We start from the raw sequence: 24,624 nt of genomic DNA, 5'->3' as shown, positions 1-24,624 counted from the left end.
CTCACGGACCGAACCGCCAAGACCCGCGTCCAGGAGACCGCACACCTCGTCAAACGCCGCCGCGAACGCCGGAAACGACGCGTACAACTCCTGCGCCATCCCGGCACGCTGCGCACCCTGACCCGTGAACAGGAAGCCGAGCCGGCCGTCCCGTACGTGTCCGGTGACGACTCCGGTGCCCGGTGTGCCGTCCACGAGGGAGTCGAGACCCGCGAGGTACGCGTCCTTCCCGTCCGCGAGGACGACCGCGCGCTCGTCGAAGGTGGTGCGGGTGGTCAGCAGGGACCAGCCGAGGTCGGCGGTGCCTGCCTCGCTCGTGGCGGCGAAGGCGCGCAGCTTCGCGGCCTGGGCGCGCAGCGCGTCCGCGTCCCGGCCCGAGAGGATCCAGGGCAGTGCGGCCGGGGCGGCGTCCGGGGCGTCGACGGTGGCCGGCCCGGCCTCCGCGGTCTCCGGGGCGGGCGCTTCGGTGAGGACGACGTGGCAGTTGGTACCGCCCATGCCGAAGGAGGAGACGCCCGCGACGAGGGGGCGGTCGGGGTGCGGCCAGGCGGTGAGTTCGCGCGGCACGGAGAGGCCGAGGCCGTCCAGGTCGATCGCCGGGTTCGGGGTCTCGAAGTTGAGGCTCGCGGGGATCTCGCGGTGCGTGAGGCTGAGGAGGGCCTTGAGCAGGCCGACCATGCCGGCGGCGCCCTCCAGGTGCCCGACGTTGGTCTTGGCCGAGCCGACGAGCAGGGGGTCGCCGGGCGCGCGGTGCGAGCTGAAGACGTCGCCGAGGGCGCCGGCCTCGATGGGGTCCCCGACGGGGGTGCCGGTGCCGTGCAGTTCGACGTACTGAACATCGGAGGGGCTAATTCCGGCCTTTTCGTAGGCCTCGCGGATGACCTCGCGCTGGGCCTCGCGGCTGGGCACGGTGAGTCCGGGGGTGGCGCCGTCGTTGTTGACCGCGCTGCCCCGGATGACGCCGTAGATCCGGTCGCCGTCGGCCTCGGCCTGGGCCAGGGGCTTCAGGATGACGGCGCCGCCGCCCTCGCCCCGTACGAAGCCGTTGGCGCGGGCGTCGAAGGTGTAGGCGGTGCCGTCGGGGGAGAGGCCGCCGAACCGCTCCTCGGTCACGGCGCTCTCGCCGAGGATGTTGAGGTTGATGCCCGCGGCGATGGCGGTGGTGGACTCGCCCGACCGCAGGGACTCGCAGGCCAGGTGGACGGCGACGAGGGAGGAGGACTGGGCGGCGTCGACGGTGAGGCTCGGCCCGCGCAGGCCCAGGTAGTAGGAGACGCGGTTGGCGATGACGCCGCGGTTGAGGCCGGTCATGGAGTGCTGGGTGATGACCTGTTCGCCGTACTGGTTGGCGAGGCTCGTGTAGTCGTCGCGGAGGGTGCCGACGAAGACGGCGGTACGGGAGTCGCGCAGTCGGGCGGGGACGACGCCGGCGTCCTCCAGGGCCTCCCAGGCCAGTTCGAGGACGAGTCGCTGCTGCGGGTCCATGGCGGCGGCCTCGCGGGGCGAGATCCCGAAGAAGGCGGCGTCGAAGTCGCCGATGCCGTCGATGAATCCGCCGCGGCGGACGCCCGATCCTGCGGGGGGTTCCGTGGTGTCCCAGCGGCCGGGCGGCACGTCGGTGATCGCGCCCGTGCCGCCGTGCAGCAGCTGCCAGAAGTCGGCCGGGCCGAAGGCCATGGGGAGCCGGCAGGACATGCCGATGACGGCGATGGCCTTGTCGTCGCCTCGCGACGCCCGGCTCTCCACAGAATTGCGATTAGTCGTCATGGCGCTCGGCTGCCCTTTCCAGACTGATTTCGAAGCGGCCTGAGTATCCCGGATATGGAACCCCGCATTGTCGACCCTAAGTCTCCTCGGCCCGTTACCTCTCAATACCGGCTCATGCACGGGTAACCGTCCGTTTCGGCCATCAGGTGGCCGGTCCGTTACCTATCGGTGGGCGGCCGGTGAGCATCGACCCGTTAGGTTCAGGACAGATCTGCGTGAAACTCCTCGTATTCCCGGGTGCCATGCCGGAAGAAAGCAGGAATGGTCTCGCCATGAGCAATCTCACCAGCGATGTCGAAAAGCACACCGCGCTGTACGAAGCGGCCTTCAACGCCGGCGACGTCGACGCCGTGAACGCGATGTACACCGACGAGGCCGTCGCGGTCTGGGAGCCGGGCAAGCCGCTCACGGGCCAGGCCCGGAAGGACTCCGTCAAGGAGTTCCTGGCGCTCAAGCCGAAGATGAGCGCCAAGCCGCGCCAGACGTTCGTCACCGGCGACACCGCGCTCCTGATCGTGGACTGGTCCATAGCGACCGTCGACGAGTCGGGCGACCCCGAGCTCCTCACGGGCGTCGGCGTCGACGTGCTGCGCAAGGGGGACGACGGCAACTGGCGCTACGCCATCGACGACCCGTACGGCGAGCAGAACTGAACCGCTCCCCGTCGCGCCAGGCTCAGCAGCCATCCCCTGACCAAAGAAAGTGGTGTCGCAGACCATGAGCATTCCCGGTATCACGGTCGACTTCGACGTCGACAACCCGGATCTGACCGGCGACTCGGACACTCAGAACGAGATCTTCATCCAGCTGTTCAATTCCGGTGACGGCGCCCTGTTCGACCTCCTCTACCGCGAGGACGCGATCTCGAACTTCTCCGGCTCGCCGCTCACCGGGAAGGAGCGCACGGAGTTCTTCAAGGAATTCCTGGCGCCGAAGCCGTTCCTGAAGGCCGAGATCACGCACGCGTACGTGGCCGGCGACGTGGCCCTGATCGGCGTGAAGTTCAGCGTCGACAGCACGGGCCCCGACGGTGAGCCCGTCCGCATCGAGGGCAACTGCACCGACGTGCTCCGCCTCGGCGAGGACGGCCGGTGGCTGATGTCCATCGACCGCCCGGTCGCCGGCACCCTGCTGCCCCAGTAGGGCCCCCTTCTCCTGGCCTGCCCGGTCCTTCCCCCGCCCGGGCAGGCCAGGATCCGGACTCTCGCGCTCCGGCTGGGTGCTTCTTTCAAGACGCCCGTCCTGTCGGGCGATAGCAAACCGCAAGCGCGGTTCATTACGCTGGACGTTCTTGAGGGGCCGTCAGCAGAGCCCCCAGGCATCCACGGAGTGCACATGGCTAAGCAGGAACGCGCTGTTCGTACACGCGAGGCGCTCCTCCGCTCCGCTGCGGAGATCTTCGACACCGACGGATTCGTGTCGGCCTCGCTCTCCGCCATCTGCAACCGGGCCGGAGTGAGCAGTGGCGCCCTGCACTTCCACTTCGCCAGCAAGGGGGCACTGGCGGACGCGATCGAGCAGGCGGCAGAGCAGAGACTGCGACTGATCACCGGCCCCGAGCCGGGCGGCGACGAGCGGTACGGCATCGGGCGCCCCGGCACGCCGGAGGCGGCCCCGCCGGAAACGTCCCCGGCGGACGTCGACCCGATCCAGAACCTCGTCGACACCTCGAGGCGGCTCTTCGACCAGCTGAACAACGATGTCGTCCTGCGCGCCGGGTTCACCCTCGGCTGCGAGCCCTCGTGGCAGAGCCGGGTCGACCTGCACGGCCAGTGGCGGGACTGGATCGAGTCCGCGCTGCGGCACGCCTCGGACCTGGGCGCGCTCGCCGACGGCACCAAGCCGGAGGACGTCGTCACGGTCGTCGCCGCGTCGACCGTGGGCTTCGAGGCGCTCGGCCGCAAGGACCCCGCCTGGCTCTCCCAGGAACGGCTGGGCCAGTTCTGGCAGTTCATGCTCCCCCGTCTGGTGCCGCCGGGTACCGGCCCGCAGAAAGGGACGTAATGGATAGCACGTGGTTCAGGCGCTTCGGGCCGACCCCCGAGGGCCGCATGCGGTTGGTGTGCTTCCCGCACGCGGGCGGCGCGGCCAGCTCGTTCCTTCCCCTGTCGCGGGCGCTCGGCGGACGTCTCGACGTGCTGGCCGTCCAGTACCCGGGCCGTCAGGACCGGCGCCGTGAGGAGCCGTACGGCGCCATCACCGCCCACGCCGACGCCCTCGCCGAGGCCCTCGAGCCGCTGACCGGCGAGCCGTACGCCCTGTTCGGGCACAGCATGGGCGCGGTCCTCGCGTACGAGACGACCCGCCGGCTCGCCGCGGCCGGACGGCCGGGGCCGCGCCGGGTCTTCCTCTCCGGGCGCGGAGCGCCCTCCCGGCTGCCCAACGCGCACGACCGGCTCGGCAGCGACGCCGAGATCCTGGCCGCGGTGCGCGGCCTCGGCGGCACCGGCCACGCCGTGCTCGACGACCCCGAACTGCTCGACATGGTGATGCCGGCCCTCCGCGCCGACTACGGCGCCCTCGGCACGTACACCTGGGACGGCGGCCCCCCGCTCGACTCCCCCGTCACCGCCATCGTCGGCGACGCGGACCCCGTGGTGGCGATCGACGAGGCGGCGGCCTGGCACGACCACACCACCGGCGACTTCGGTCTTGAGATCCTCCCCGGCGGCCACTTCTACCTGGACGAGCGCACCGCCGACGTCTGCGAGATCATCACGAACGGCCTGCTCGCCGCGGGCTCGACGGCGTGACACCGCCACCCCCTGACGGCCCCTCCCCCACCGGCAGTCTGCTGGCCGTCAGCGACCTGCACGTGCGCTACGCGGAGAACCGCGCCGTCGTCGAAGCGCTGCGGCCCTCGTCGGACGAGGACTGGCTGCTCGTCGCCGGCGACGTCGGCGAACAGATGGCGGACATCGAGTGGGCCCTCGCCACGCTCGCCGCCCGCTTCCGCAAGGTCGTCTGGGCGCCCGGCAACCACGAGCTGTGGACCCCGCCGGACGACCCGGTCCAGGCCCGCGGCGCCGCCCGCTACGACGCCCTGGTGCGCCTCTGCCGCGACCTGGGCGTCACCAGCCCCGAGGACCCCTACCCCGTGTGGCGGGGGCCCGGCGGGCCCGCCGCGGTCGTCCCGCTCTTCCTCCTCTACGACTACAGCTTCCGGCAGCCCGGCGTACACACCGCCGAGGAGGCGCTGCGGCGCGCGGACGAGGCGGGGGTCGTCGCCACCGACGAGTTCCTGCTCCACTCCGACCCGTACCCCACGGTCGCGGACTGGTGCAGGGCCCGCGTCCTGCGCACCGCCGAACGCCTGGCGGCGCTCCCCGCCGACCTGCCGACCGTGCTCGTCAACCACTTCCCCCTGGTGCGCGAACCCACCGAGGTGCTGCGCTACCCGGAGTTCGCCCTGTGGTGCGGCACCGAGTCCACCGCCGACTGGCCGGTGAGGTACCGGGCGGCCGCCGTCGTCTACGGGCACCTGCACATCCCGCGGCTGATCCGGAAGCAGGGCGTCCCGCACCACGAGGTGTCGCTCGGCTACCCCCGCGAATGGCGCCACCGCTCGACCGCACCGGGCCGCCCCGTACGGATCCTGCCGGCCGCGGCACCGGGCACGGGGAGGCCGGCGTGACCGGCCGCGGCACCGGGCACGGGGAGGCCGGCGTGACCGGCCGCGTCGCCGGGCACGGGGGGACCGTCGTGATCGCGTCGCCGGGGAGGCCGGCGTGATCGCGGCGCTGCTGCCCCCGCGGGCCGCCACCGCCGAGCTGTTCCACGACGTACCCGAGCCGCTCGGCCTCTTCCCCGAGGAGGAGCGGGTGGTGGCGGGGGCGGTCGCCGCCCGCCGCAGGGAGTTCGCCTCGGTGCGGGCCTGCGCCCGCCGGGCGCTCGGCAGCCTCGGGCTGCCGCCGGCGCCGCTGCTGCCGGGCCCGCGCGGAGCGCCCCGGTGGCCGGACGGCGTCGTCGGCAGCATGACGCACTGCCAGGGCTACCGGGCGGCCGCCGTGGCCCGTCGCGCCGACCTGATGGCGATCGGCTGCGACGCCGAGCCGAACGCGCCCCTGCCCTCCCCCGACGTGCTCGACCTCATCTCGCTCCCCCAGGAGCGGGTCTGGCTGCGCGAACTCGCCGCGCGGCGGCCCGGCGTCTCCTGGGACCGGCTGCTGTTCAGCGCCAAGGAGAGCGTCTACAAGACCTGGTTCCCTCTCACCGGGCGGCCTCTGGACTTCGACGAGGCCGTGATCACACCCGATCCGTCGACGGGCACCTTCCGCGCCGAACTCCTGGTCCCGGGACCGGTGGTCGAAGGCGTCCGGATCACCGCCTTCGACGGACGGTGGCGCGCGGGGAACGGGCTGGTGGTGACCGCCATCGGCCTGCGCACCGCGCAGCACACGACGTCCGGCCCCGGCCCGGCCTGAATCCAGAGGACAGGCCGCTGGGCCCTGTCCTGCGGATCAGGGCCCGGCGCCGGAGCCGACCCATCCGACGACCGGAGGACATGATGCGCGATCTGTACGAGCCCGATGTCGACCACTCGTTCCCCGAGGCGCTGCTCCATGTGCTCCGCGAGGGCCACGCCCTCCCCGAGGCACTGCGGCGCACCGTGTTCCACCCGCCGCTCCAGCTCGCCGGCTGCGACGACGAGCGCCCCGGCGAGACGCACATCGTCCGCGGCATCGACTGACCGCGGCGCGACCGACCGCCGCAACGGCTGACCGCGTACCGGGGGCTCAGCGCTCGGACGACCGCGTACCGGAGGGTCAGCGTTCGGACTCGTCCGTCCACATGCGGCTGGACAGGTCCGTACCCCGCAGCACCTGGATCCGCCAGGGGTCGATGCGCAGCACGTGGTACTCGGGGTCGGTGGGCCCGCCGCGCCAGAAGTTGCGGGGGTCGTAGCCGACCCCCGGCGGGCTCCCCTTGCGGTAGAGCTCCCAGGCGTACTGCCGGGTCTCCGGTTCCGGGGCCCACGTGGTGACGCTGTCGACGAAGACCGCGTTCTGCCGGGGGTTCCAGTACGAGTACGTGGTGTGCGGGTTGTTGGCCAGATGGGCCGTCTTGACGGGCGTCCGGTGGACGGCGAGCCAGCCGACCGGCCGGCCGTCGACGACCTCCCAGACCGGCAGCAGGACCCGGGCCCTCGGCCGGGACTTCCTGTCCACGGTGATCATGGTGCAGTAGACGATGTCCTTGACGTAGTCGAAGAATTCCCCCTCGATCTCCGAGAATGTCTCCACCTTGACGGCCATGGCGATTCCTTCGGACAGGCTGAGGGGGTGCGTACGTGTGGGGCCGGGGGCACCTCACGGATCAAGCATGCAGCAGTCAAGCCGATCACGGAACCACGCACTTTCAGGTCAGTTGGTTATTCCTGGGATACCGTCCCCGGGCCTCCCGATACCCTCCGCGCGCGCCCGAACGCGCTTACCAGACGGGCGGGAAGGACTTCAAGGGGACCTCAAGAAGCCCCTGCCATACTTCGAGCCGAATCCTCCGACCGGGGCGACTCGGGCCATCTGATGCTCCAAGAATTTCCACTCCGATTCGGGTCGGAGAGCCATTCGATGAGAGGGAATGTTCTGTTCCCGGAGAGCGGGGGGCTATGCAGTTCGGATTGCTGGGGCCTTTGGAAGTGACGGCCGAGGGGGAGCCCGTTCCACTCGGGGGGACGAAGCAACGGGCGACGCTGGGCTATCTGCTGCTGCGGACCAACCGGGTCGTCGCCGCCAGCGAACTCGTGCAGGCGTTGTGGGACTCCGACGACGCCCCGGTCACGGCCCGGAAGATCCTGCACAACGCCATCTGGGGACTGCGTTCGATGCTGGCCTCGTTACCCGCCCCGGAGCTCGGGAACCCGCCGGCCCTGGTGACCCGGACCCCGGGCTACGTGCTGCGCGTCGACCCCGACCACCTCGACCTGTCCGTCTTCCAGCGGCGCGTCTCCGAGGGGCGGGCGGCGCTCGCCGCCGACGCCCCCGAGACGGCGGCGCAGCTCCTGCGGGAGGGCCTCGACCTGTGGCGCGGCCCGGTCCTCGCCGACCTCGCCGAGTCGGGCTTCGCCTGGCCGGAGATCGAGGCGACCCGCAGGACCCGCCTCGACGCCCTCGAGGACCTCTTCGACGCCGAACTGGCGTGCGGACGCCATCACTCGGTGATCGGCGACCTGACGACGCTCGTCGACACCGAGCCGCTGCGCGAACGCGCCTGCGGCCAGCTGATGATCGCCCTCTACCGCTGCGGCCGCCAGGCCGACGCCCTCAACGTCTACGACCGGGCCCGCTCCGCCCTGGTGGACAACCTCGGCCTGGAGCCGGGGCACGGTCTGCGGATGCTCCAGCGCTCGATACTGACCCACGACGCCGCGCTGACCCAGGAGGTCGGGTGGCCCGTGATCCGCAGGGCTTCCGCCACCCTGGCCCCGGCGCCGTCCGAGACGCCGCAGCCGGCCGCCGTACCCGCGGGACCGCAGGACGAGCCGCGGCCGGCGCCCGCGACGGCCCGCACCGGCGGCGCGCCCACCACGGTGACCCAGCGCATCGCCGTGACCGCCGTCCTCGTGAACGTCCGCCACAACGGCCTGGACGACGCGGCCCCCGGCGAGATCAACAGCACGCTGTGCAGCGCCGAGGACGTCGTCGGCCAGGTCGTCGAACGGTTCGGCGGTACGGTCACGGCCTCCATCGGCTCCGTCTCGCTCGCCCTCTTCGGGGTGCACGGGCCCCGCCACGACGACCCCGAGCGCGCCGTACGGGCCGCGCTCACCCTGAGGGAACGGTTCGCCGACGACCAGGAACCCTCGCTGCGGGCGGCGGTGACCACCGGTCAGGCGCTGATTCGGCTCCGCAGCGGCGCCGACGGGGCGTCCCCGCTGACGGCGGCGGGCTCCGTACTCGACGACGGCAGGACCCTGCTCACCCGGGTGCCCGAGGGCGAGGTGTGGATGAGCGGCGCCACCCGGCGCGCCACCGGCACCGCGGTCGTGGCCCGGCCGGCCGGGGACATCCCGGACGCCTGGCAGGCCGTCTCCCTCGCCCGGCAGGAGACCGGCGGCGTCCCCGACCGCGCCTACGAGCTCGGCGTGCTCAACGGCCTGCTCGACTGGGCCAGGAACCGCTCCGTACCGCACCTGGTGACGGTGCTCGGCGCGCCCGGCGTCGGCAAGTCGCATCTGCTGCGGGAGTTCGGGTACAGCATCGCCCGGCAGCCCGAGACCGCCGGCCGGATCCTCGTCGCCCGCGGACCGACCGCGCAGGACGGGCCCGAGACGATGCCGGGGCAGATCCTCGCCGAGTACAGCGGAATCCTGCCGGGCGACCCGGCCCGGGTGGTGCGGGAGAAGCTCACGGCGGCCCTGTGGCGGCTGCCGGTCACCGAGGAGCGCCGGGGCAGACTGCGCCGGACACTGCTGCCGCTGCTGCCGGGGATGCCGGCGCCGCAGCAGGTCCGGATGCCGGAGGTCCTGGCGGTGTGGAGCGAGTTCCTCGCCGTGGCCGCCGCGCTCGAACCGCTGGTCGTGGTCCTCGACGACGTGCACCGCGCCGACGACGCGCTCCTCGACCGGCTGGAGCAGCTCGCCGACGGGGCCGGGTCCGTACCGCTGATCGTCGTGGCCACGGCCCGGCCGGAACTGCTCGAACGCCGCCCCGGCTGGGGCGGCGGACGGCGCCGGGTCTCCACGCTCACCCTGCTGCCGCCGAACCACCCCCCGGCCGCCGTGTCGGCGGCGCGGAAGGTGGCCCTGGCGAGCCCGGTCGGGGTCTGATCCGGCAGGGCGGCGTCTGAACCGACCGACCGGGGTCTGATCCGGCAGGCCGGGGTCCGATCCCGCCGGGTGGGGGCGGGACCCCGTCGAGGTCCGACCGACCCGCTCAGGCCTCGGCGGCCGTCCCCGTGAGACCGGCCCCGTCGTGGGTGCGGAAGAGCAGGCAGGCGCCCCGCAGTCCCCCGTCGAGCTGCTCGATCTCGGCGTCGGTCAGATACAGCGAGGGCTCGAACCGCAGGGTGTTCACGGCGCTCGCGGTCGGGAACGTACGGATCCGGTGCTCGCGCATCAGATAGCCGGCGACCGAGTAGCCGAGCAGCGGCGCGGCCTCCCGGATCGTCTCGGAGCCGGAACCGGACTGGTCGTGGAACTCCAGACCCAGCATCAGGCCCCGTCCCCGCACGTCCTTCACCACGTCGGGGAAGTCGGCGCGCACGGCCTCCAGCATGCCGAGCAGCTTCTCGCCGCGCTCGCGCACGGTCCTGTACGCGGCGCCGTCATCGGCCTCGAGGATCTCGAGGACCTTCCTGGAGATGGAGCACGAGAAGGCGTCCTTCGCGAACGTCGAGCTGTGCACCAGCTCGAATTCGGAGCGGTAACGGGACTGGCGGGTGAGCATGACGGACGTCTTCGCGATTCCGCCGCCCAGGCTCTTGGCGAGCGCGTAGTAGTCGCCGCGCAGGCCCATCGCCGAACTCGCCAGGAAATCACCGCTGCGGCCCATTCCGCTCTGCACCTCGTCCACGATGACGGGGCAGTCGACCTCGGCGCACGCCCGCTGGATCTCCTGGGCGAATTCGTCGGAGAGGACACGGATGCCGCCCTCGCCCTGAATGGGCTCCAGGACGAAGGCGCAGAACACCGGGGAGTTCCGTTCGGCGACCGAGACCGCGCCGTCCTCGACGACCAGGTCGAACACGGTCGCCCGCTCGCTCTCGAGGACGGCCTTGAGGGCCTGCGCGCTGCCGGCGGGGATGAACCGGGCGGGCGTCGCGAGCGCGGCGAACGGCGCCCGGTAACCCTCGTTGTGGGTGAGCTGGACGCTGCCGACCAGCTTGCCGTGGAAGCCGCCCTCCAGGGTGAGGAGGACGGGCGGCCGGCCGGTCTGCTCGGCGTTGCGCCGCTCGATCTCGGCCGCGAGCGCCTCGAAGCCCGCCGTCCCGTCCCGCGCCTCCACGCCGACCAGGCGGTACGCCTCCGCCGCCACGGCCGCCCCGCTGGCGACCGCGGCACGGGCGGCGGCCAGGTTCTCCGCAAGGCGTGAGCGGAGCTCGGCGAGCCGGAGCCCGCGGTCGAGCTCGGCGTGCTTGACGGCCGCCTCGACCGCCTCCGCGCCGGTGTTGGCGAAGATGGCGGAGTAGTTCTCGTCCGTGCCCAGTTCCCGCTGGAGGATCCGGTTGAGCGCGACGGCGACGTCGTTCGCGTACGGATGGCGGGAGAACTGCGCGTGCACCGGCGTCTGGGACGCGAGCAGCCGCTGCGCGTACTCCGTGATCTCCGGATGGTTGTGTCCGAGGATCAGCGAACCGTAGCCGCCCGCGAAATCGAGGACGGGAATCTCCTCGCCGCTCTCCCCGAGGTAATAGAGAGTATTTCCCTCGGCCCGTACGTAATCGACGTCGAGTCCGAGTGAAGCCAGCCATCCGAGCAGATACGGTTCCGCGAGCTGCGGATCAGCAGAGACGGTATTCATGCCACCCCTCACCAAATAGTGCCCTGACCGAAACGCCCAGATCCTACCCACGGGGAAGTAACCCCTCATGAACACCCGCTCACGAGACGGTAATCCTCCGCTCCTGAGCGCACTGCTGAGCGGACAGTTACTCGGCGGTTCCTCGCCCGCGGGGCGCCGCCCTTACATTTCTTCCCATGGATTACATGAAAGGCGCGGCATGAATTCCGTATCCACTGACGTCGCCATTTCGCGGGGGCCGGCGGCGAATCCCGCCCCCCTGCGCGAGGTCATGTCCCTGTTCGCGACCGGTGTCACCGTGCTGTCCGTCGGCGGGGAGCACATCCACGGCATGACGGCGAACGCCTTCGCGTCGGTCTCCCTCGACCCGCCGTCCGTCCTGTGCTGCATAGCGCACAACGCGGTGATGTACGAGGCGATCACGAAGGCCGGTCACTTCGGCGTCTCCATCATGGAGGCCGGCCAGGAGGGCCTCGCCCGGTTCTTCGCCGACAAGAAGCGGCCCCTCGGCCCCACCCAGTTCACCGGCGTCGACTGGGTGGAAGGCCCCCGGACGGGCGCGCCGCTCCTGAGCGGGTCCATGGCCTGGCTGGAGTGCGAGGTCTCCGCCGCCTACGAGTCGGGCGACCACACCGTCTTCATCGGCGACGTGGTCGGAGCGAGCCGCGGCGAGGCCGAGGACGCGCTGCTCTTCTTCAACGGCGCGTTCCAGCGCGCGGACTCCCCGTCCCGATGACCGCCCCCACGGTCGGCGGCTGGGAGTCCGTCATCGGCCCCGGTTTCGCCGAGGCCCTGCAGCAGGGGCTCGTCCGTGTGGCGAAGCAGGCGTCCCCCGGGCCTCCCCCGGCGCGCCAGTTCGTCCCCAGGATGCCGGAGACCGCCGCCCCCCAGGGACCAGGCCCCGCCTACCTGGACGCGGTGCTGCGCCGCTTCGAGTCGGCGCTGCCCGCGATCCTGAGCACGACGGAACGCTGGGACAGCTCCGTACGCCAGGCACTGAACGACCGGGCACGCGCCGTCCTCACCACCGCCTTCGGCACCGGCGTCGACCGTGAGCCCGAGTCCGTGCGGTCCGTCGCGCCGCCCGTCGTGTCGTCCGTCGTGTCGTCCGTCGCGCCGGTGCGGCTCGCGCCGCACCACGGCGCGGCGGTGTCCGTCCTGCTGATGGAGTGCGCCGTACTCCAGATGCTCGAGAGCGGCCGCCTCGACGAGGGGTCTGTGCGGGCCCTCGCCGAGGCGGTCCGCCGGGCCGACGAGAACGGCGGCCCGGTGGACCAGGCCGTGTGCTGCTGGCAGGAACAGCGCCGGATCTCCCGCGAACTGCACGACGCCGTCGGCGACGACGTCACCGCGGCCCGGCTGGCCCTGGAGGACTGCGACCAACTGCCCCAGCGGGTCGCCGCCGAGCGGATCGCGACCGCCCGGGAAGCCCTGCGGGCCACGGACGCGCAGCTGCGCGCCCTGGTCGGCGGCGTACGGGAGCGGTCGACGGTGCCGCCGCTCGACATGGCGCTGCGCGAGTTCGCCGCCGAGGCCGCCCCGGCCGGGGTCCGCGTGACCGTCAAGGTGACGGGCGACGAGGGCCTCCTTCCCGACGTACGGCGCCGGGATCTGTACCTCACGGTCCGTGAGGCACTGCGCAACAGCTTCACGCACTCGGGTGCCGGGCGCGTGAAGGTCTCCGTACGGTCCACCCGCTGGTGGGCGTACGCGAGTGTGGAGGACGACGGCCGCGGCTTCGACGTCGATCGGGTGCTGCGGCCCGGCCATCCCCATCAGGGGTTCCGTTCCATGGCGGAGCGGATGGAGGACGCCGGCGGCCGGCTGACCGTCAGCAGCTCGCCGGCCGAGGGGACCCATGTGGAGGCCCACCTGCCGCTGCGTCCGCACCGGCACGGATCGGCACGCGTATGGGCCGCCCGAATATGAGACACAGGTGTGAGGAGCCGTCGTGCGCAAGGTCCTGATCGCCAACCGTGGCGAGATCGCTGTCCGTGTGGCCCGTGCCTGCCGGGATGCCGGCATCGGCAGCGTGGCGGTGTACGCCGAGCCCGACCGGGACGCCCCGCACGTCCGGGCCGCCGACGAGGCGTTCGCCCTGGGCGGTGACACCCCGGCGACCAGCTACCTCGACGTGGCCAAGGTCCTGGAGGCGGCGCGCGAGACGGGCGCCGACGCGGTGCACCCGGGGTACGGCTTCCTGTCGGAGAACGCGGAGTTCGCGCAGGCCGTGCTCGACGCGGGCCTGACGTGGATCGGTCCGCCGCCGCAGGCGATCCGGGACCTGGGTGACAAGGTGGCGGCCCGTCACATCGCACAGCGCGCGGGCGCCCCGCTGGTGGCGGGCACCCCGGACCCGGTGTCGGGCGCCGACGAGGTCGTCGCGTTCGCGCGGGAGCACGGCCTGCCGATCGCGATCAAGGCAGCCTTCGGCGGCGGAGGCCGCGGCCTGAAGGTAGCCCGCACGCTGGACGAGATCCCGGAGCTGTACGACTCCGCAGTCCGCGAGGCGGTGGCGGCCTTCGGCCGGGGCGAGTGCTTCGTGGAGCGCTACCTGGACAGGCCCCGCCACGTGGAGACGCAGTGCCTGGCGGACAAGCACGGCAATGTAGTGGTCGTCTCCACCCGAGACTGCTCCCTCCAGCGCCGCCACCAGAAACTGGTGGAGGAGGCCCCGGCGCCGTTCCTGACGGCCGAACAGACCGCGGAGCTGTACGCGGCGTCGAAGGCGATCCTGAAGGAGGCCGGCTACGTCGGCGCGGGAACGGTCGAGTTCCTGGTGGGCACCGACGGCACGATCAGCTTCCTCGAAGTGAACACCCGCCTCCAGGTCGAGCACCCGGTGACCGAGGAGGTCACGGGCATCGACCTGGTACGCGAGATGTTCCGCATAGCCGACGGCGAGGAGCTCGGCTACGGCGACCCGGAGATCAGGGGACACTCCTTCGAGTTCCGCATCAACGGCGAGGACCCTGGCCGTGGCTTCCTCCCGGCCCCCGGCACGGTCACCCTCTTCCAGCCGCCGACCGGCCCGGGCGTCCGCCTGGACGCGGGCGTGGAGTCGGGTTCGGTCATCGGCCCGGCGTGGGACAGCCTGCTCGCCAAACTGATCGTGACGGGCGCGACCCGCGAGCAGGCGCTCCAGCGGGCGGCCCGCGCGCTCGCGGAGTTCAAGGTGGAGGGCATGGCCACCGCGATCCCGTTCCACCAGGCGGTCGTGGCGGACCCGGCGTTCACGGCGGACCCCTTCCGGGTCCACACCCGCTGGATCGAGACGGAGTTCACGAACGACATAGAACCCTTCGCCCCCGCCGGCACGGACACGGACGAGGACGAGTCGGACCGCGAGACGATCGTGGTAGAGGTCGGCGGCAAGCGCCTGGAGATCTCGCTCCCGTCCTCCCTCGGCATGACCCTGGCCCGCCAGGGCATCGCCGCGGGCGCGAAGCCGAAGCGCCGCGCGGCCAAGAAGTCGGGCCCGGCCGCCTCGGGCGACACCCTCGCCTCCCCGATGCAGGGCACGATCGTGAAGATCGCGGTCGAGGAGGGCCAGGAGGTCAAGGAGGGCGACCTCATCGTCGTCCTGGAAGCGATGAAGATGGAACAGCCCCTCAACGCCCACAAGTCCGGCACCGTGATCGGCCTGTCAGCCGAGATCGGCACGTCGGTCACCTCGGGCGCCACGCTCTGCGACATCAAGGGCTGAGCCCCCTTCGGCGGGCGGCCGCCGCCCGCCGGAGGGGCTACCCGCCGACGGCGCGGAGGTGGCCGCCGGCGCGGCCGCGTTCCTGCTCGATGCGCGGGTCGAGGGCGTAGATCCTCACCTGGCCGACACTGCCGACCTCCCGAAGCCAGCCGAGGGCGACGAGTTCCTTCCGGGTCCGGGAGAACACGGGGGCCGTCATACCGAGCAGCTCCGCCATCTCCGTGGCCTTCACCATGACTCCGCCGTCGGCACGCTGCTCCGAAGCGGCGTACTCGAGGACGACGAGACGCTGGTTCGGGGTCAGCACCCGGCCGGTCCGTCTGAGCAGGTACAGAACGTCCTCGCGGTCGTGGATCCTCATGACGCCTCACCCTTCGTCTGCTTCTTCGTCCGGCGCTCGGCCGGGGTCCCCACCTGGACGGCAGGCGGGTTCCACTCCTTGACGGCCTCCCGGTGAGCGAACCCCGAGCCGATGAACGCCAGGTGCGGGTTGGTGCGGTAGAACGTGGTCCTGCCGATACCTCCTGCCTCGACCAGGAGGCGGGACGCCTTCAGCATCTTCACGGTGCGGCCGAGGGCATCAGGGCTCATACCCATCTCCTTGGCGACATCGGCACCGGTCATCTGCACGGGCCCCTGCGCCTCCTCCGTGGCGAACCAGTACCAGACCAGCACACGGAACTCCCGGTCACTCAGACCGGATCCCTTGGACGCGAGTTCGCGGCCCCGGCGGATTCCCACGTTGATATGAGGCCCGTCAAAGGCGTACGGCGCCTGTGGGATCTCCTCCATCTCGCCCGTGGCCGGATCCACGAACGCGAGGACCCTCCCTCTCACTGCCGCCATGAGGCCCCCCGAATCACCGGTCACTTACCAGAACGAACATTACCGCCTTGGTAAGCGACCCTGCCTCCCGAACCGATCGCTTACCCTCACAGTAATTACCAAAATGGTAAGCGATCCGACCTCAGGGTCGGGATGATCCGATCCTGGGATCGGGTTACCCGCTCCCAGGATCGGGTTTCCCGACTCACGGATCGGATCACCCCGGACATTTCCGCAGGTCAGAGCCTCGCGGAGGCTGCGCGCTCTTCATACATGGAAACCACCGCAACCACGGCGACTTCCCGTGGCCTGTGCGCTTCGCGCACAACAGGCTCCCGGCGGCGCTTCGCGCCCCGCTCCAACGGCAGCAGCTCGTCCAGGCGGGGCCCACCAAGCTCCGCCGACGCCAGGCGACATCGAACGAACCCTGGGGTTCCCTCGATGTCGCCTGGCGACATGCCCGTCCGCCGGACTCGTGTCGTCACCACCCGCCGTCGGAGCCGCTCCGGCAGATGTACGTGGAAGGGCCAGATGGTTAGCCATGGGGGCTGTCGACTCGTACACGGCGAAGATGGCGCCGCACTTCGTGCCCTGAGGATGAATGAGGCCGCGCTCCTTCAACTCGTCGAGCGCGCGCTTGCCCCTTGTTCAGTATTCCGCTACTGGAATATTGCGAGGGTCCGAGAGCCGTCGAATATTCCTCCTGGGGGAATGACCTGCCCGGCATCGTCGCAGGTCAGAGGCATGCGCCCTGCGGACTCCTTCTGTAAGACACGGACCACCGCCGATGTGGTCACCGGACGAACTCCGGGGTTCCCTCGACGTCGCCTGGCGTCATGTCGCTCAGCGACATGTATCGGCATCCTGGGATGCCGATCGGCAACAGGAGCCCGTCCGCCGGACTCGTGTCGTCACCACCCGCCGTCGGAGCCGCTCCGGTTCGCGGTGGCTGGGCCGCCGGTCGATGAGCAGGGTGGCTGAGGCCGCACGTGGCTCAGGTGACCTCCTTGCGGCCGTCGCCGAACCTCCGCGCCGTCGTGGCTGGCTTTCGGTGGCTCGCGTTCAGGCACGCCGGCAAGGAAAGGGTCGATGCTTGTCGTGCAGGCTCGGCCCCTGCGCGCACGAGTACGAGTACGGGGATCCTGATGCGGACTCAGCGGTCGGCGGCCCGCACGGAGACCCGTCCAGGGGCCCTCGCCGGTCGATTCCGGCGAGGGCCCGGCCGTGGCTCCGGACGAGCGGCTGTCCTCGTCGTCGTTCGCCCGGAAGCGAGCGGGTCAGGACTGGGTTTCGGGGCGGTCGGCCTTGGCCCAGTGGGTGTGGAAGGAGCCGGGGCGGTCGGTGCGCCGGTACGTGTGGGCCCCGAAGTAGTCGCGCTGGCCCTGCAGCAGGGCCGCCGGCAGGCGGTCGGCGCGCAGGGTGTCGTAGTGGGCCAGGGCGGCCGAGAGCGCGGGCACGGGGATGCCGCGGCGGGTGGCGGAGGCGACGGTCTCGCGCCACGGGACCTGGGCGGCGGTGATCTCCGCCGCGAACTCCGGCTGCGACAGCAGGCTCGGCAGGGCGGGGGACTCGGCGTAGGCGGCGCGGACGCGGTCGAGGAAGGCGGCGCGGATGATGCAGCCGGCCCGCCAGATCCCGGCGACGGCGCCGAGGTCGATGTCCCACCCGTACTCGTCGGCCGCGTCGCGGATCATCGTGAAGCCCTGGTCGTACGCGATGACCTTCGACGCGTACAGGGCCTGCTCGACCTGCGCGGTGAAGCGCGCGGCCTCGCTGCGGGTGAGGTCCGGGCTGACTCCGCCGGGCAGTTCCCGGTAGGCCGCGCGCAGGGCCTCCTGGGAGGAGGCGGCGCGGGCGAAGGTGGCCTGGGCGATGGCGGTGGCCGGGGAGCCGAGGTCGAGGGCGCTCTGCACGGTCCAGCGGCCGGTGCCCTTCTGGCCCGCCGCGTCGGCGACGATGTCGACGAACGGCAGGCCGGTGTCGGCGTCGGTGTGGGCGAGGACCTCGGCGGTGATCTCGATGAGGTAGGAGTCGAGGCGGCCGGTGTTCCACTTGCGGAAGATGTCGGCGATCTCGGCAGGGGCGTACCGGCCGACCTGGCGCAGCAGGTCGTACGCCTCCGCGATGAGCTGCATGTCGGCGTACTCGATGCCGTTGTGGACCATCTTGACGAAGTGTCCGGCGCCGTCGGTGCCGACATGGGTGCTCATCGGCTCGCCGTCGACCTTCGCGCTGATGGCCTCGAACATCGGGCCGAGGACCGCGTAGGACTCCGCGGACCCGCCGGGCATGATCGACGGTCCGTTCAGGGCGCCCTCCTCGCCGCCGGAGACGCCGGTGCCGACGAAGTGGATGCCCTGCTCCCGCAGGGCGGCCTCGCGGCGGCGGGTGTCGGCGAAGTGGGCGTTGCCGCCGTCGATGATCATGTCGCCCGCCTCCAGGAGCGGGGCGAACTCGTCGATGACGGCGTCGGTCGCCTCGCCGGCCTGCACCATGACCATCAGGCGACGGGGGCGCTGAAGCGCGGCCACCAGCTCCTTGGGAGTCTCGGCCGGGACGAAGGTGCCCTCGTGGCCGAACTCGTCGACGAGGGCCCGGGTCCGGGCGGGGGTGCGGTTGTGGACGGCGACGGTGAAGCCGTGGCGGGCGAAGTTGCGGGCCAGGTTGCGGCCCATGACCGCGAGGCCGGTGACACCGATGTGGGCGGATGCGTCGCTCATGAGGTCTTCCTGATGCTCGGTTTGATGCTCGATTTGATGCTTGAAAAGGGGCGGCCCGGCCGGGCCCCGGCCGTCGCGTCGTGGGGTCGGTGAGTGATGCGGTCCCGGCTCAGCGGTCCCGGCTCGACGTCGCCGCTCAGAGGTCCCAGACCCCCCGCGACGCCGCGTCCTTCACGTAGTCCTCGAAGTCCCGGGGCTCGCGCCCCAGGACCCGGCGCACCGTGTCCGTCGGGGCCGAGTTCTTGTTGTCGCGGATCTGGGCGACGAGTTCCGCGAGGAACAGGGCGTAGTCGGCGGCCACGTCGTAGCAGACGAGTTCGTCGACGTAGTCCTGGTGCCCGACGGGCGAATACCGGATGTCCCGGTTGGTGGCGTGCGCGATCGAGGTGATGGCCTCGCCGAAGGTGAGGGCGCGCGGGCCGCTGAGTTCGTAGGTCTCGCCGGCGTGGCCGTCCTGGAGGAGCGCGGCCGCCGCCACCGCGGCGACGTCCTCGGCGTCCACGAACGGCTCCCGGCCCTCGCCCGCGGGCAGCGGCAGTTCGCCCGCCAGCAGGCAGTCGAGGAAGACGCCCTCGTCGAAGTTCTGGAAGAACCAGTTGGGCCGCAGCACGGTCCACTCGGCCCCGCACTCCTGTACGGCCCGCTCCCCCGCGATCAGGGACTTGCCGCCGACCCGTTCGGTCACGCGGGCCTGGAGCAGCACCATCCGGCGCACCCCCTGGTCCACGGCGAGGTCGGCGAACGCGCGGATGCAGCCCTCGGCGTCCCACTGCCCCGGCCTGTCCTGCGCGTCCACGAGGTAGACGGCGTCGGCGCCTTCGAGGGCGCGCTCCCAGGTGTTCGGGCGGTCCCAGTCGAACCGGACCGGGCCCCGGCGGCTGGCCGCCCGTACGCTCGCGCCGTGGTCCTGGAGGAGGGGCACGAGCCGGCGGCCGGTCTTGCCGGTCCCGCCGAGCACGAGCACCGTCGTGTCGGAGTGGTCGTCGTCGGTCTTCGTCGTCATGGTCGTCATGGAGGTCATCGCGGCGCTGCGCCTTCCTGGGGTGGCCGGTTCGGATGGTCCGGGGCGGTCACAGGAACGGCGTGTCGGGGGCGAGGCCGAGGATGGCCCGGCCGTGCACCTCCTGGTTGGTGGTGAACGTGAACAGGGCGTGCAGCGACAGGCCGCGGATGTCACGGTGGAAGCGCTGCAGCGGCTCGTCGCGCAGGATCACCGAGGCCCCGCCGGCCTCGAACAGCTCGTCGACGGCCTCCTTGGCGAGCTGGACGGCGTACGCGGCGCGGCCGCGGGCGGCGGCCCGCTCGGCCAGGTCCGGCTGGGTGCCGGCGTCCGCGTGTTCCTGGAGCCGGCGCAGCCAGCGCTCCTGGAGCGCGTCCGCGGCCTCGATCTTGTTGGCGGCGACGGCCACCTGGATCTGGGTCAGGGGCGACTGGCTCTGGTCGGTCCAGGAGGTGTACGTGATGCCGCGCCCCGGCAGCCGCTCCAGGAACCGCTCGTACGCGCCCTTGGCCATGCCGATGTAGGCGGCGGCGCCCTGCGCCATGAAGTAGGGCACGAAGGCGTAGTCCCCGCCGGCGAGGACGTCGGCGAGGGGCAGCACCCGGTGGGCGGGGACGGTGACGCCGGCGGCCGTGACCGTGGAGCTGCCGGTCCCGGCGCCCGCGGAGGAGTACCAGTCGTCGGCGACGGAGAGCGCGGAGAACGGCACGAGGGCGGCGTACGGGACGGGGGTGCCGTCCGGGCCGGTGAGGAGCGCGGCGAGCACGGCCCAGTCGGCGCCCCTGGAGCCGGATATCCACTTCCAGGAGCCGTCGAGGGTGTAGTCGCTCGGCACCCCGGAGCCAGAGCCGGAGTCCGCTGTCTCAGAGTCCGCTGTCTCAGTGTCGGCGGCGGTGCCCGCCGTCAGCGTCCCGGAGGGGGTGAACCCGGTGGAGACGCGGACCGCGCCGGCCGCGTACACCTCCTCCTGGGCCTGTTCGGGGAAAAGGCTGGGAACCCAGGAACTGGACACCCAGATCATCGAGACCCATCCGGTGGCCGAATCGGCCCGGGCTATCTCGTTCAGGACCGCGGCCTGGTCGGCCACCGGCACGCCGAGGCCGCCGAACCGGCGCGGAACCGCGAGCCGGAATACCCCGGCCTTTTCGAGCAGTTCGATGTTCTCGTCCGGAATCCAGCGGCGCTCCTCGCCCTCGATCCCGCTCTCCCGAAGCACCGGGACCAGGGCCGTCACCTCGTCCAGTACCGCGATGACACCGCTGTCGTTCCTGGCCATCCTGACTCCTCAGCAGTCGCTTCCCGTATGAGACTCGCTCCCTTGCCTCAGCTACGAGAACCCGCTCCGAAGGCAGCGGCGAGTGCTCCGCATCCTCCCGGACACAGGGTCATATGAAGCTCATCCGGAACTCTGCGAAATACAGGGGGAATCCGGTGATCACCGGGTGAGGAGAAGAACACCCGCGCGTGAATCGGCGCGAGTACGGGGCCCGTGCACCGCCCCGGCCGACCGGGGCTTGGAAGCCGGGGCGATGCGGTTCGGGGACCCCATTGATCATGCGTCACGGCACAGACGCGCGGAAGTACGTACTTCCAGGTCAGTTACTCATTCCCGGGGAAGCCGGCCGATGAAGCCGGGGTCACCGGGATCGCCGTCGTCCTGGTCGCAGAGTTCCAGCGTGTCCACCGCGTACGCCGCGGAGACCAGCGTCATGTGGTGGTGCCACCCGGGGTACGAGCGGCCCGTGAAATCGCCCATTCCGTAGTCCTCGTCGACCGCCTTCAGCGCCGCGCCCGACGTGCCCTTGAGCCGCAGCAGCGCGAGGAGGTCGTTCGACGCGCCGTCCAGCAGGTTCGTCAGCCACACCTTGCGGGGCCTGTCGCGGGCCGGGGACCACTCGGCGAGCAGCCGGAACCGTCCCGCACCGGCGGCGCCCCGCAGGTCGAGGCGTGCCGGGGAGGCCAGGGTGACGAGCGGTCCGCGCACCGGCGGCTTGAGGACGTTGGCCCGCCGCTGCTCCTCGGCGCCCAGGGACAGCAGGAACCCGGTTCCGCGCTCCATCAGCCCGGCGGCGGCGCGGGCGGTGTCCCCGGTGCCGCGCAGGTCGAGGATCACGGGCGGCGTACGGCCCCGCCGCGGCTCCGGGGCCCGGTCGAGGAGGTCGAGGGCCAGGTCCTCCAGGGGGCGGCGGCGCACGTCGGCGGGGATCCGGGCGCGGCGCCGGTGCTGCTCGTCCTCGCCCCAGGCCCGGTTGAGATAGAGCTGCCAGTCGACGGGCAGGCTCCGGTCCTGTTCGGTGAGGAACATGCCGAGGGCGACCTGACAGTTGACGGAGCCTCCGGTGGGGGTGGGGCGCCTGTGGACGCCCACGATCTGCTCGCCGTACTTGGGTACGAGGGCGAGCTCCAGGACGGTGGCCCGCGGGTTCATCCACTCCGCCGCGAGGCGGGTGAGCGCCCGGCGGGCCGGCCGCCAGTCCCAGGGGCTCTGGTTCACGAACTGCTGGAGGGCCTGGAGGTCCGTGGTGGAACCGGCCATGGCGCGGACGGTCTTGCGGCCGGGCGAGGTGAGCAGCGCCCGGAGGTACGACTTGGCGCAACGCCGCTGGTCGGAGCGGGGCAGGTTGCCGAACACGGTGTTCACGAACCAGGCCGGAACGGGTTCGGCGTCGCCCTGCCCGGTGTCCGTCGCCGGCCGCTCGCTGGTGAGCTGCTGCACCATCCCCGCTCCTCGTCGCCCTGGCACTGTCGGAGCACACCTTGGCGAGTCGCTCTTGAATTTCGCGTGGAGCCGGAGCGTCACGGGCCACGGGGACCGGCTGGGGGAGGCCCGGGGCGGCCGGCCGCGGGAGGCCTGGGGCGGCCGGCCGCGGGAGGCCCGGGGCGGCCGGCCGCGGGAGGCCCGGGGCGGCCGGCCGCGGGAGGCCCGGGGCGGCACCGACAGCCGGACCGGAAGGCGCGCATCCACCCGCCGCCCGCGGGTACCGTGCCTGCTCATGCTCGCTATACGGTTCGACCGTTTCGGCGGTCCCGAAGTCCTCACGCCCGTCGACGTGCCCGCCCCGGTCCCCGGGCCCGGCGAAGTCCTGATCACCGTGGAGGCCGCCGGCGTCAACTTCGCCGACACGCTCCAGGTCGACGGCTCCTACCTCGACCCGAGCCTGTTGCCGCACGTCCCCGGCAGCGAGGTCGTCGGCCGGACCGAGGACGGCCGCCGGGTCCTCGCCAAGGTCGGACGCGGCTACGCGGAACAGGTGGTCGCGAACGAGTCCGCCCTGGTCGAGGTCCCCGAGGAACTGGACGCGCCCCGGGCCCTCGCCCTGCTGATGCAGGGCCTCACCGCCTGGCACCTGCTGCGCTCCGCGGCCCGGCTGCAGGCGGGCGAGAGCGTCGTCGTGCACTCCGCCGCGGGCGGCGTGGGCAGTCTGGCGGTGCAGCTGGCCCGGGAGTTCGGGGCGGGCCGGATCCTGGCGCAGGCGTCCACGCCGGAGAAGGAGCGGCTGGCCCTGGACCTCGGCGCGGACGAGGTCGCGCGGTACCCGCTGCCGCTGCGGGCGGACGTCATCCTGGACGCGGCCGGCGGCGACCTCTTCGACCACGCGCTCGGCTCCCTCGCCGACTTCGGCCGGCTCGTCACGTACGGCAACGCCTCCCGTACCGCCTTCGCCGCGCTCGACCCGGCCCGGCTCAGCCGGCTCAACGCGGCCGTCGTCGGCTTCTGGCTGCGGCCCACCCTGGCCAGGCCCGGGGGGCTGCGCGAGCCGCTGGAGGAGCTGTTCGCGCTCACGCTCAAGGGGCGGCTGCGCCCGGTGACCGGCGCCGAGTACCCGCTCACCGAGGCCGCCAGGGCCCACACCGATCTGCTGGAGCGGCGCACGACGGGCAAGGTCGTCCTGCGACCGTGACAGGCCGCGCGGAAGCCGCTGTGGAGGCTTCCATGGAAGTCTCCACAGAAACCTCCGCAGAAGCCGCAGCCGAAACAGACCGACCACGCGGAATGTGACACTCTCGCCGCGCGGTCTTTGGCCCCCCGCCGGGCGCCGGGTGAAGCTCTGGCCACGAGACGGCGCGGGGCCAGGTCCTTTCATGCCCTGACTGCCCCTGCCCCGTGCCGCCTCACCGTGACAGCTCCGGTGCCTCCGACGGTGCCGGCCGGAACCGAGAGGCGGGGGGACGCGACGTGCCGGAAGAGAACCAGCCCCCGTCCACCGTCCTCGCTCCCCCTCTCGTCCCCCGCGCGTACACCGGTCCGAGCGCCGCCCCGTACACACGCCACGCACGCCCCGGCATCAGCTCCTACGCGGCGCTCGGTGACAGCTTCACGGAGGGCGTCGGCGACGAGACCCCCGGCGGCGCCGTGGTCGGCTGGGCCGACCGGCTCGCCGCCCGGCTGGCCCCGCACTCCCCCGGGCCGGAGTTCCGCTACGCCAACCTCGCCGTCCGGGGCCGGCTCCTCGACGAGATCGTCGAGGAACAGGTGTCGCGCGTACGGGACTTCGCGCCGGACCTGGTGAGCCTGTGCGCCGGCGGCAACGACATGCTGCACCCCGGCAGCTCCCCCGACGACATCGCGGCCCGCTTCGACGCGGCGGTCACCGAGCTGACCGGCGCGGCCGGCACGGTCCTCGTCTTCACGGGCTTCGACCCCCGCGACACGCCGGTGCTGCGCCGACTGCGCGGGAAGATCGCCATCTACACGGCCCACATCCGGGCCATCGCCGACCGGCACGGCTGCGTGGTGGTCGACCTGTGGTCGCTGCGGGCGATCCAGCATCCGCGCGCCTGGAGCGAGGACCGGCTGCACCTCTCCTCCGAGGGCCACGAGCACGTCGCCCGGCGGGCCGCCGAGGTCCTCGGCCTTCCGCCGCAGCCGGAGCCCGCCTCCGTGCCGAAGTCCGCCTTGCTGCCGGGGCCGGAGCACCGCCCGTGGCCGGCCGTACAGGTCGAGGACCTCCAGTGGGCCCGCCTGCACTTCCTCCCGTGGCTGGTGCGGCGGCTGACCGGCCAGTCGGCGGGCGACGGCATGGGCCCCAAGCGCCCGGACCTCTCGCCCCTGTGACCCCCACGCCGCCCGGACACCCCGCCGCGCACCCCCGTACCGACCGCCGCCAACCCATCCCCCCACCCCCCACACCCTCCCCATCCCCA

General features: G+C 72.1%; 22 protein-coding genes. 13 read left to right on the top strand and 9 right to left on the bottom strand.

From position 1 onward, the window contains the following. A partial coding sequence (locus IO20_RS0132135; RefSeq protein WP_037636799.1) for a type I polyketide synthase occupies positions 1-1,767 on the bottom strand: 1,767 nt, incomplete at its 3' end. Positions 1,768-2,039: 272 nt separating this feature from the next. Here IO20_RS0132135 and IO20_RS0132130 point away from each other — a divergent pair. The 7 genes from IO20_RS0132130 (at position 2,040) to IO20_RS0132095 (ending at position 6,457) form a co-directional block, all read left to right on the top strand. Then, positions 2,040-2,420 (top strand): YybH family protein, encoded by a 381-nt coding sequence (locus IO20_RS0132130; protein WP_030222816.1) that lies wholly within the window; start codon positions 2,040-2,042, stop codon positions 2,418-2,420. Between the two features lie 64 nt (positions 2,421-2,484). Next, entirely contained in the window at positions 2,485-2,910 is a 426-nt protein-coding gene (locus IO20_RS0132125; RefSeq protein WP_030222814.1) for a YybH family protein, read from the top strand. 192 nt (positions 2,911-3,102) lie between these two features. After that, the gene (locus IO20_RS0132120) at positions 3,103-3,771 is read left to right on the top strand and encodes a TetR/AcrR family transcriptional regulator (protein ID WP_037636792.1); all 669 of its coding nucleotides are present in this window, start codon (positions 3,103-3,105) and stop codon (positions 3,769-3,771) included. Beyond that, positions 3,771-4,520 (top strand): thioesterase II family protein, encoded by a 750-nt coding sequence (locus IO20_RS0132115; protein ID WP_037636791.1) that lies wholly within the window; start codon positions 3,771-3,773, stop codon positions 4,518-4,520. Before IO20_RS0132120 ends, IO20_RS0132115 begins: the two co-directional genes overlap by 1 nt. Then, positions 4,517-5,401 (top strand): metallophosphoesterase family protein, encoded by an 885-nt coding sequence (locus tag IO20_RS0132110; RefSeq protein ID WP_030556142.1) that lies wholly within the window; start codon positions 4,517-4,519, stop codon positions 5,399-5,401. Before IO20_RS0132115 ends, IO20_RS0132110 begins: the two co-directional genes overlap by 4 nt. 94 nt (positions 5,402-5,495) lie before the next feature. Beyond that, on the top strand, positions 5,496-6,191 hold the full coding sequence (locus IO20_RS0132100) for a 4'-phosphopantetheinyl transferase family protein (RefSeq protein WP_051874996.1): 696 nt from the start codon (positions 5,496-5,498) through the stop codon (positions 6,189-6,191). 80 nt (positions 6,192-6,271) lie between these two features. Then, a complete protein-coding gene (locus IO20_RS0132095) occupies positions 6,272-6,457 on the top strand; it encodes a hypothetical protein (RefSeq protein WP_157850839.1) in 186 nt (61 codons plus the stop codon). Positions 6,458-6,533: 76 nt separating this feature from the next. Here IO20_RS0132095 and IO20_RS0132090 read toward each other — a convergent pair whose 3' ends face one another. Beyond that, positions 6,534-7,022 carry a pyridoxamine 5'-phosphate oxidase family protein gene (locus IO20_RS0132090; RefSeq protein ID WP_030556138.1) on the bottom strand — a complete coding sequence of 163 codons (489 nt, stop codon included), beginning with the start codon at positions 7,020-7,022 and terminating at the stop codon, positions 6,534-6,536. Positions 7,023-7,375: 353 nt separating this feature from the next. Here IO20_RS0132090 and IO20_RS37870 point away from each other — a divergent pair, with 353 nt between their 5' ends. Further along, a complete protein-coding gene (locus IO20_RS37870) occupies positions 7,376-9,535 on the top strand; it encodes an ATP-binding protein (protein ID WP_078946260.1) in 2,160 nt (719 codons plus the stop codon). Positions 9,536-9,641: 106 nt separating this feature from the next. On the opposite strand, the gene IO20_RS0132080 is transcribed toward IO20_RS37870, so the two are convergent. Then, positions 9,642-11,228, bottom strand: coding sequence for an aspartate aminotransferase family protein (locus IO20_RS0132080; RefSeq protein ID WP_030556134.1), 1,587 nt, complete (start codon positions 11,226-11,228; stop codon positions 9,642-9,644). A 271-nt stretch (positions 11,229-11,499) separates the two neighbouring features. Between IO20_RS0132080 and IO20_RS0132075 the strand changes: the two genes are divergently transcribed. From IO20_RS0132075 to IO20_RS0132065, 3 genes are read left to right on the top strand one after another with little or no spacing between them, the layout of a single operon-like run. Continuing rightward, positions 11,500-11,964, top strand: coding sequence for a flavin reductase family protein (locus IO20_RS0132075; protein WP_211270457.1), 465 nt, complete (start codon positions 11,500-11,502; stop codon positions 11,962-11,964). After that, complete coding sequence (locus IO20_RS37865; protein ID WP_051874990.1) at positions 11,961-13,157, top strand: sensor histidine kinase; 1,197 nt, start codon at positions 11,961-11,963, stop codon at positions 13,155-13,157. Before IO20_RS0132075 ends, IO20_RS37865 begins: the two co-directional genes overlap by 4 nt. 22 nt (positions 13,158-13,179) lie before the next feature. Continuing rightward, positions 13,180-14,934, top strand: coding sequence for an acetyl/propionyl/methylcrotonyl-CoA carboxylase subunit alpha (locus IO20_RS0132065; protein ID WP_030556128.1), 1,755 nt, complete (start codon positions 13,180-13,182; stop codon positions 14,932-14,934). A 37-nt stretch (positions 14,935-14,971) separates the two neighbouring features. Here IO20_RS0132065 and IO20_RS0132060 read toward each other — a convergent pair whose 3' ends face one another. The 6 genes from IO20_RS0132060 to IO20_RS0132035 all read right to left on the bottom strand — a co-directional run bounded on the left by IO20_RS0132060 (position 14,972) and on the right by IO20_RS0132035 (position 22,198). Continuing rightward, complete coding sequence (locus tag IO20_RS0132060; protein ID WP_030222734.1) at positions 14,972-15,295, bottom strand: replication initiation protein, RepL2; 324 nt, start codon at positions 15,293-15,295, stop codon at positions 14,972-14,974. After that, entirely contained in the window at positions 15,292-15,747 is a 456-nt protein-coding gene (locus IO20_RS0132055; protein ID WP_245685133.1) for a helix-turn-helix domain-containing protein, read from the bottom strand. Before IO20_RS0132055 ends, IO20_RS0132060 begins: the two co-directional genes overlap by 4 nt. 1,289 nt (positions 15,748-17,036) lie before the next feature. Beyond that, entirely contained in the window at positions 17,037-18,479 is a 1,443-nt protein-coding gene (gndA, locus tag IO20_RS0132050) for an NADP-dependent phosphogluconate dehydrogenase (RefSeq protein ID WP_030556124.1), read from the bottom strand. 136 nt (positions 18,480-18,615) lie between these two features. Continuing rightward, positions 18,616-19,482 carry an NAD(P)H-binding protein gene (locus IO20_RS0132045; protein WP_037631153.1) on the bottom strand — a complete coding sequence of 289 codons (867 nt, stop codon included), beginning with the start codon at positions 19,480-19,482 and terminating at the stop codon, positions 18,616-18,618. A 67-nt stretch (positions 19,483-19,549) separates the two neighbouring features. Further along, positions 19,550-20,755, bottom strand: a complete 1,206-nt coding sequence (locus tag IO20_RS0132040) for an acyl-CoA dehydrogenase family protein (RefSeq protein ID WP_030556122.1) — start codon at positions 20,753-20,755, stop codon at positions 19,550-19,552. Positions 20,756-21,082: 327 nt separating this feature from the next. Continuing rightward, positions 21,083-22,198, bottom strand: a complete 1,116-nt coding sequence (locus tag IO20_RS0132035) for an IS701 family transposase (protein WP_051874987.1) — start codon at positions 22,196-22,198, stop codon at positions 21,083-21,085. A gap of 274 nt (positions 22,199-22,472) precedes the next feature. Here IO20_RS0132035 and IO20_RS0132030 point away from each other — a divergent pair, with 274 nt between their 5' ends. Together IO20_RS0132030 and IO20_RS0132025 are read left to right on the top strand one after the other, a co-directional pair. Continuing rightward, entirely contained in the window at positions 22,473-23,381 is a 909-nt protein-coding gene (locus tag IO20_RS0132030) for a quinone oxidoreductase family protein (protein WP_030556118.1), read from the top strand. 383 nt (positions 23,382-23,764) lie between these two features. After that, the gene (locus IO20_RS0132025) at positions 23,765-24,535 is read left to right on the top strand and encodes an SGNH/GDSL hydrolase family protein (RefSeq protein WP_030556116.1); all 771 of its coding nucleotides are present in this window, start codon (positions 23,765-23,767) and stop codon (positions 24,533-24,535) included. Positions 24,536-24,624 lie beyond the last annotated feature (89 nt).

Origin of the sequence: Streptomyces exfoliatus (genome assembly GCF_000725545.1) — a bacterium.
In the GTDB taxonomy this organism is placed as follows: domain Bacteria; phylum Actinomycetota; class Actinomycetes; order Streptomycetales; family Streptomycetaceae; genus Streptomyces; species Streptomyces exfoliatus.
The sequence above is the reverse complement of the archived record's forward strand: the minus strand, read 5'-3'. Positions and strand labels throughout refer to the sequence as shown.

Coding starts and splice junctions, on each gene's coding strand:
- IO20_RS37870 (WP_078946260.1), top strand. CDS start 7,376: ATGCAGTTCGGATTGCTGGGGCCTTTGGAAGTGACGGCCGAGGGGGAG.
- IO20_RS0132075 (WP_211270457.1), top strand. CDS start 11,500: ATGTCCCTGTTCGCGACCGGTGTCACCGTGCTGTCCGTCGGCGGGGAG.
- IO20_RS0132125 (WP_030222814.1), top strand. CDS start 2,485: ATGAGCATTCCCGGTATCACGGTCGACTTCGACGTCGACAACCCGGAT.
- IO20_RS0132045 (WP_037631153.1), bottom strand. CDS start 19,482: ATGACGACGAAGACCGACGACGACCACTCCGACACGACGGTGCTCGTG.
- IO20_RS0132115 (WP_037636791.1), top strand. CDS start 3,771: ATGGATAGCACGTGGTTCAGGCGCTTCGGGCCGACCCCCGAGGGCCGC.
- IO20_RS0132035 (WP_051874987.1), bottom strand. CDS start 22,198: ATGGTGCAGCAGCTCACCAGCGAGCGGCCGGCGACGGACACCGGGCAG.
- IO20_RS0132095 (WP_157850839.1), top strand. CDS start 6,272: ATGATGCGCGATCTGTACGAGCCCGATGTCGACCACTCGTTCCCCGAG.
- IO20_RS0132030 (WP_030556118.1), top strand. CDS start 22,473: ATGCTCGCTATACGGTTCGACCGTTTCGGCGGTCCCGAAGTCCTCACG.
- IO20_RS0132080 (WP_030556134.1), bottom strand. CDS start 11,228: ATGAATACCGTCTCTGCTGATCCGCAGCTCGCGGAACCGTATCTGCTC.
- IO20_RS0132120 (WP_037636792.1), top strand. CDS start 3,103: ATGGCTAAGCAGGAACGCGCTGTTCGTACACGCGAGGCGCTCCTCCGC.
- IO20_RS0132060 (WP_030222734.1), bottom strand. CDS start 15,295: ATGAGGATCCACGACCGCGAGGACGTTCTGTACCTGCTCAGACGGACC.
- IO20_RS37865 (WP_051874990.1), top strand. CDS start 11,961: ATGACCGCCCCCACGGTCGGCGGCTGGGAGTCCGTCATCGGCCCCGGT.
- IO20_RS0132090 (WP_030556138.1), bottom strand. CDS start 7,022: ATGGCCGTCAAGGTGGAGACATTCTCGGAGATCGAGGGGGAATTCTTC.
- gndA (WP_030556124.1), bottom strand. CDS start 18,479: ATGAGCGACGCATCCGCCCACATCGGTGTCACCGGCCTCGCGGTCATG.
- IO20_RS0132130 (WP_030222816.1), top strand. CDS start 2,040: ATGAGCAATCTCACCAGCGATGTCGAAAAGCACACCGCGCTGTACGAA.
- IO20_RS0132040 (WP_030556122.1), bottom strand. CDS start 20,755: ATGGCCAGGAACGACAGCGGTGTCATCGCGGTACTGGACGAGGTGACG.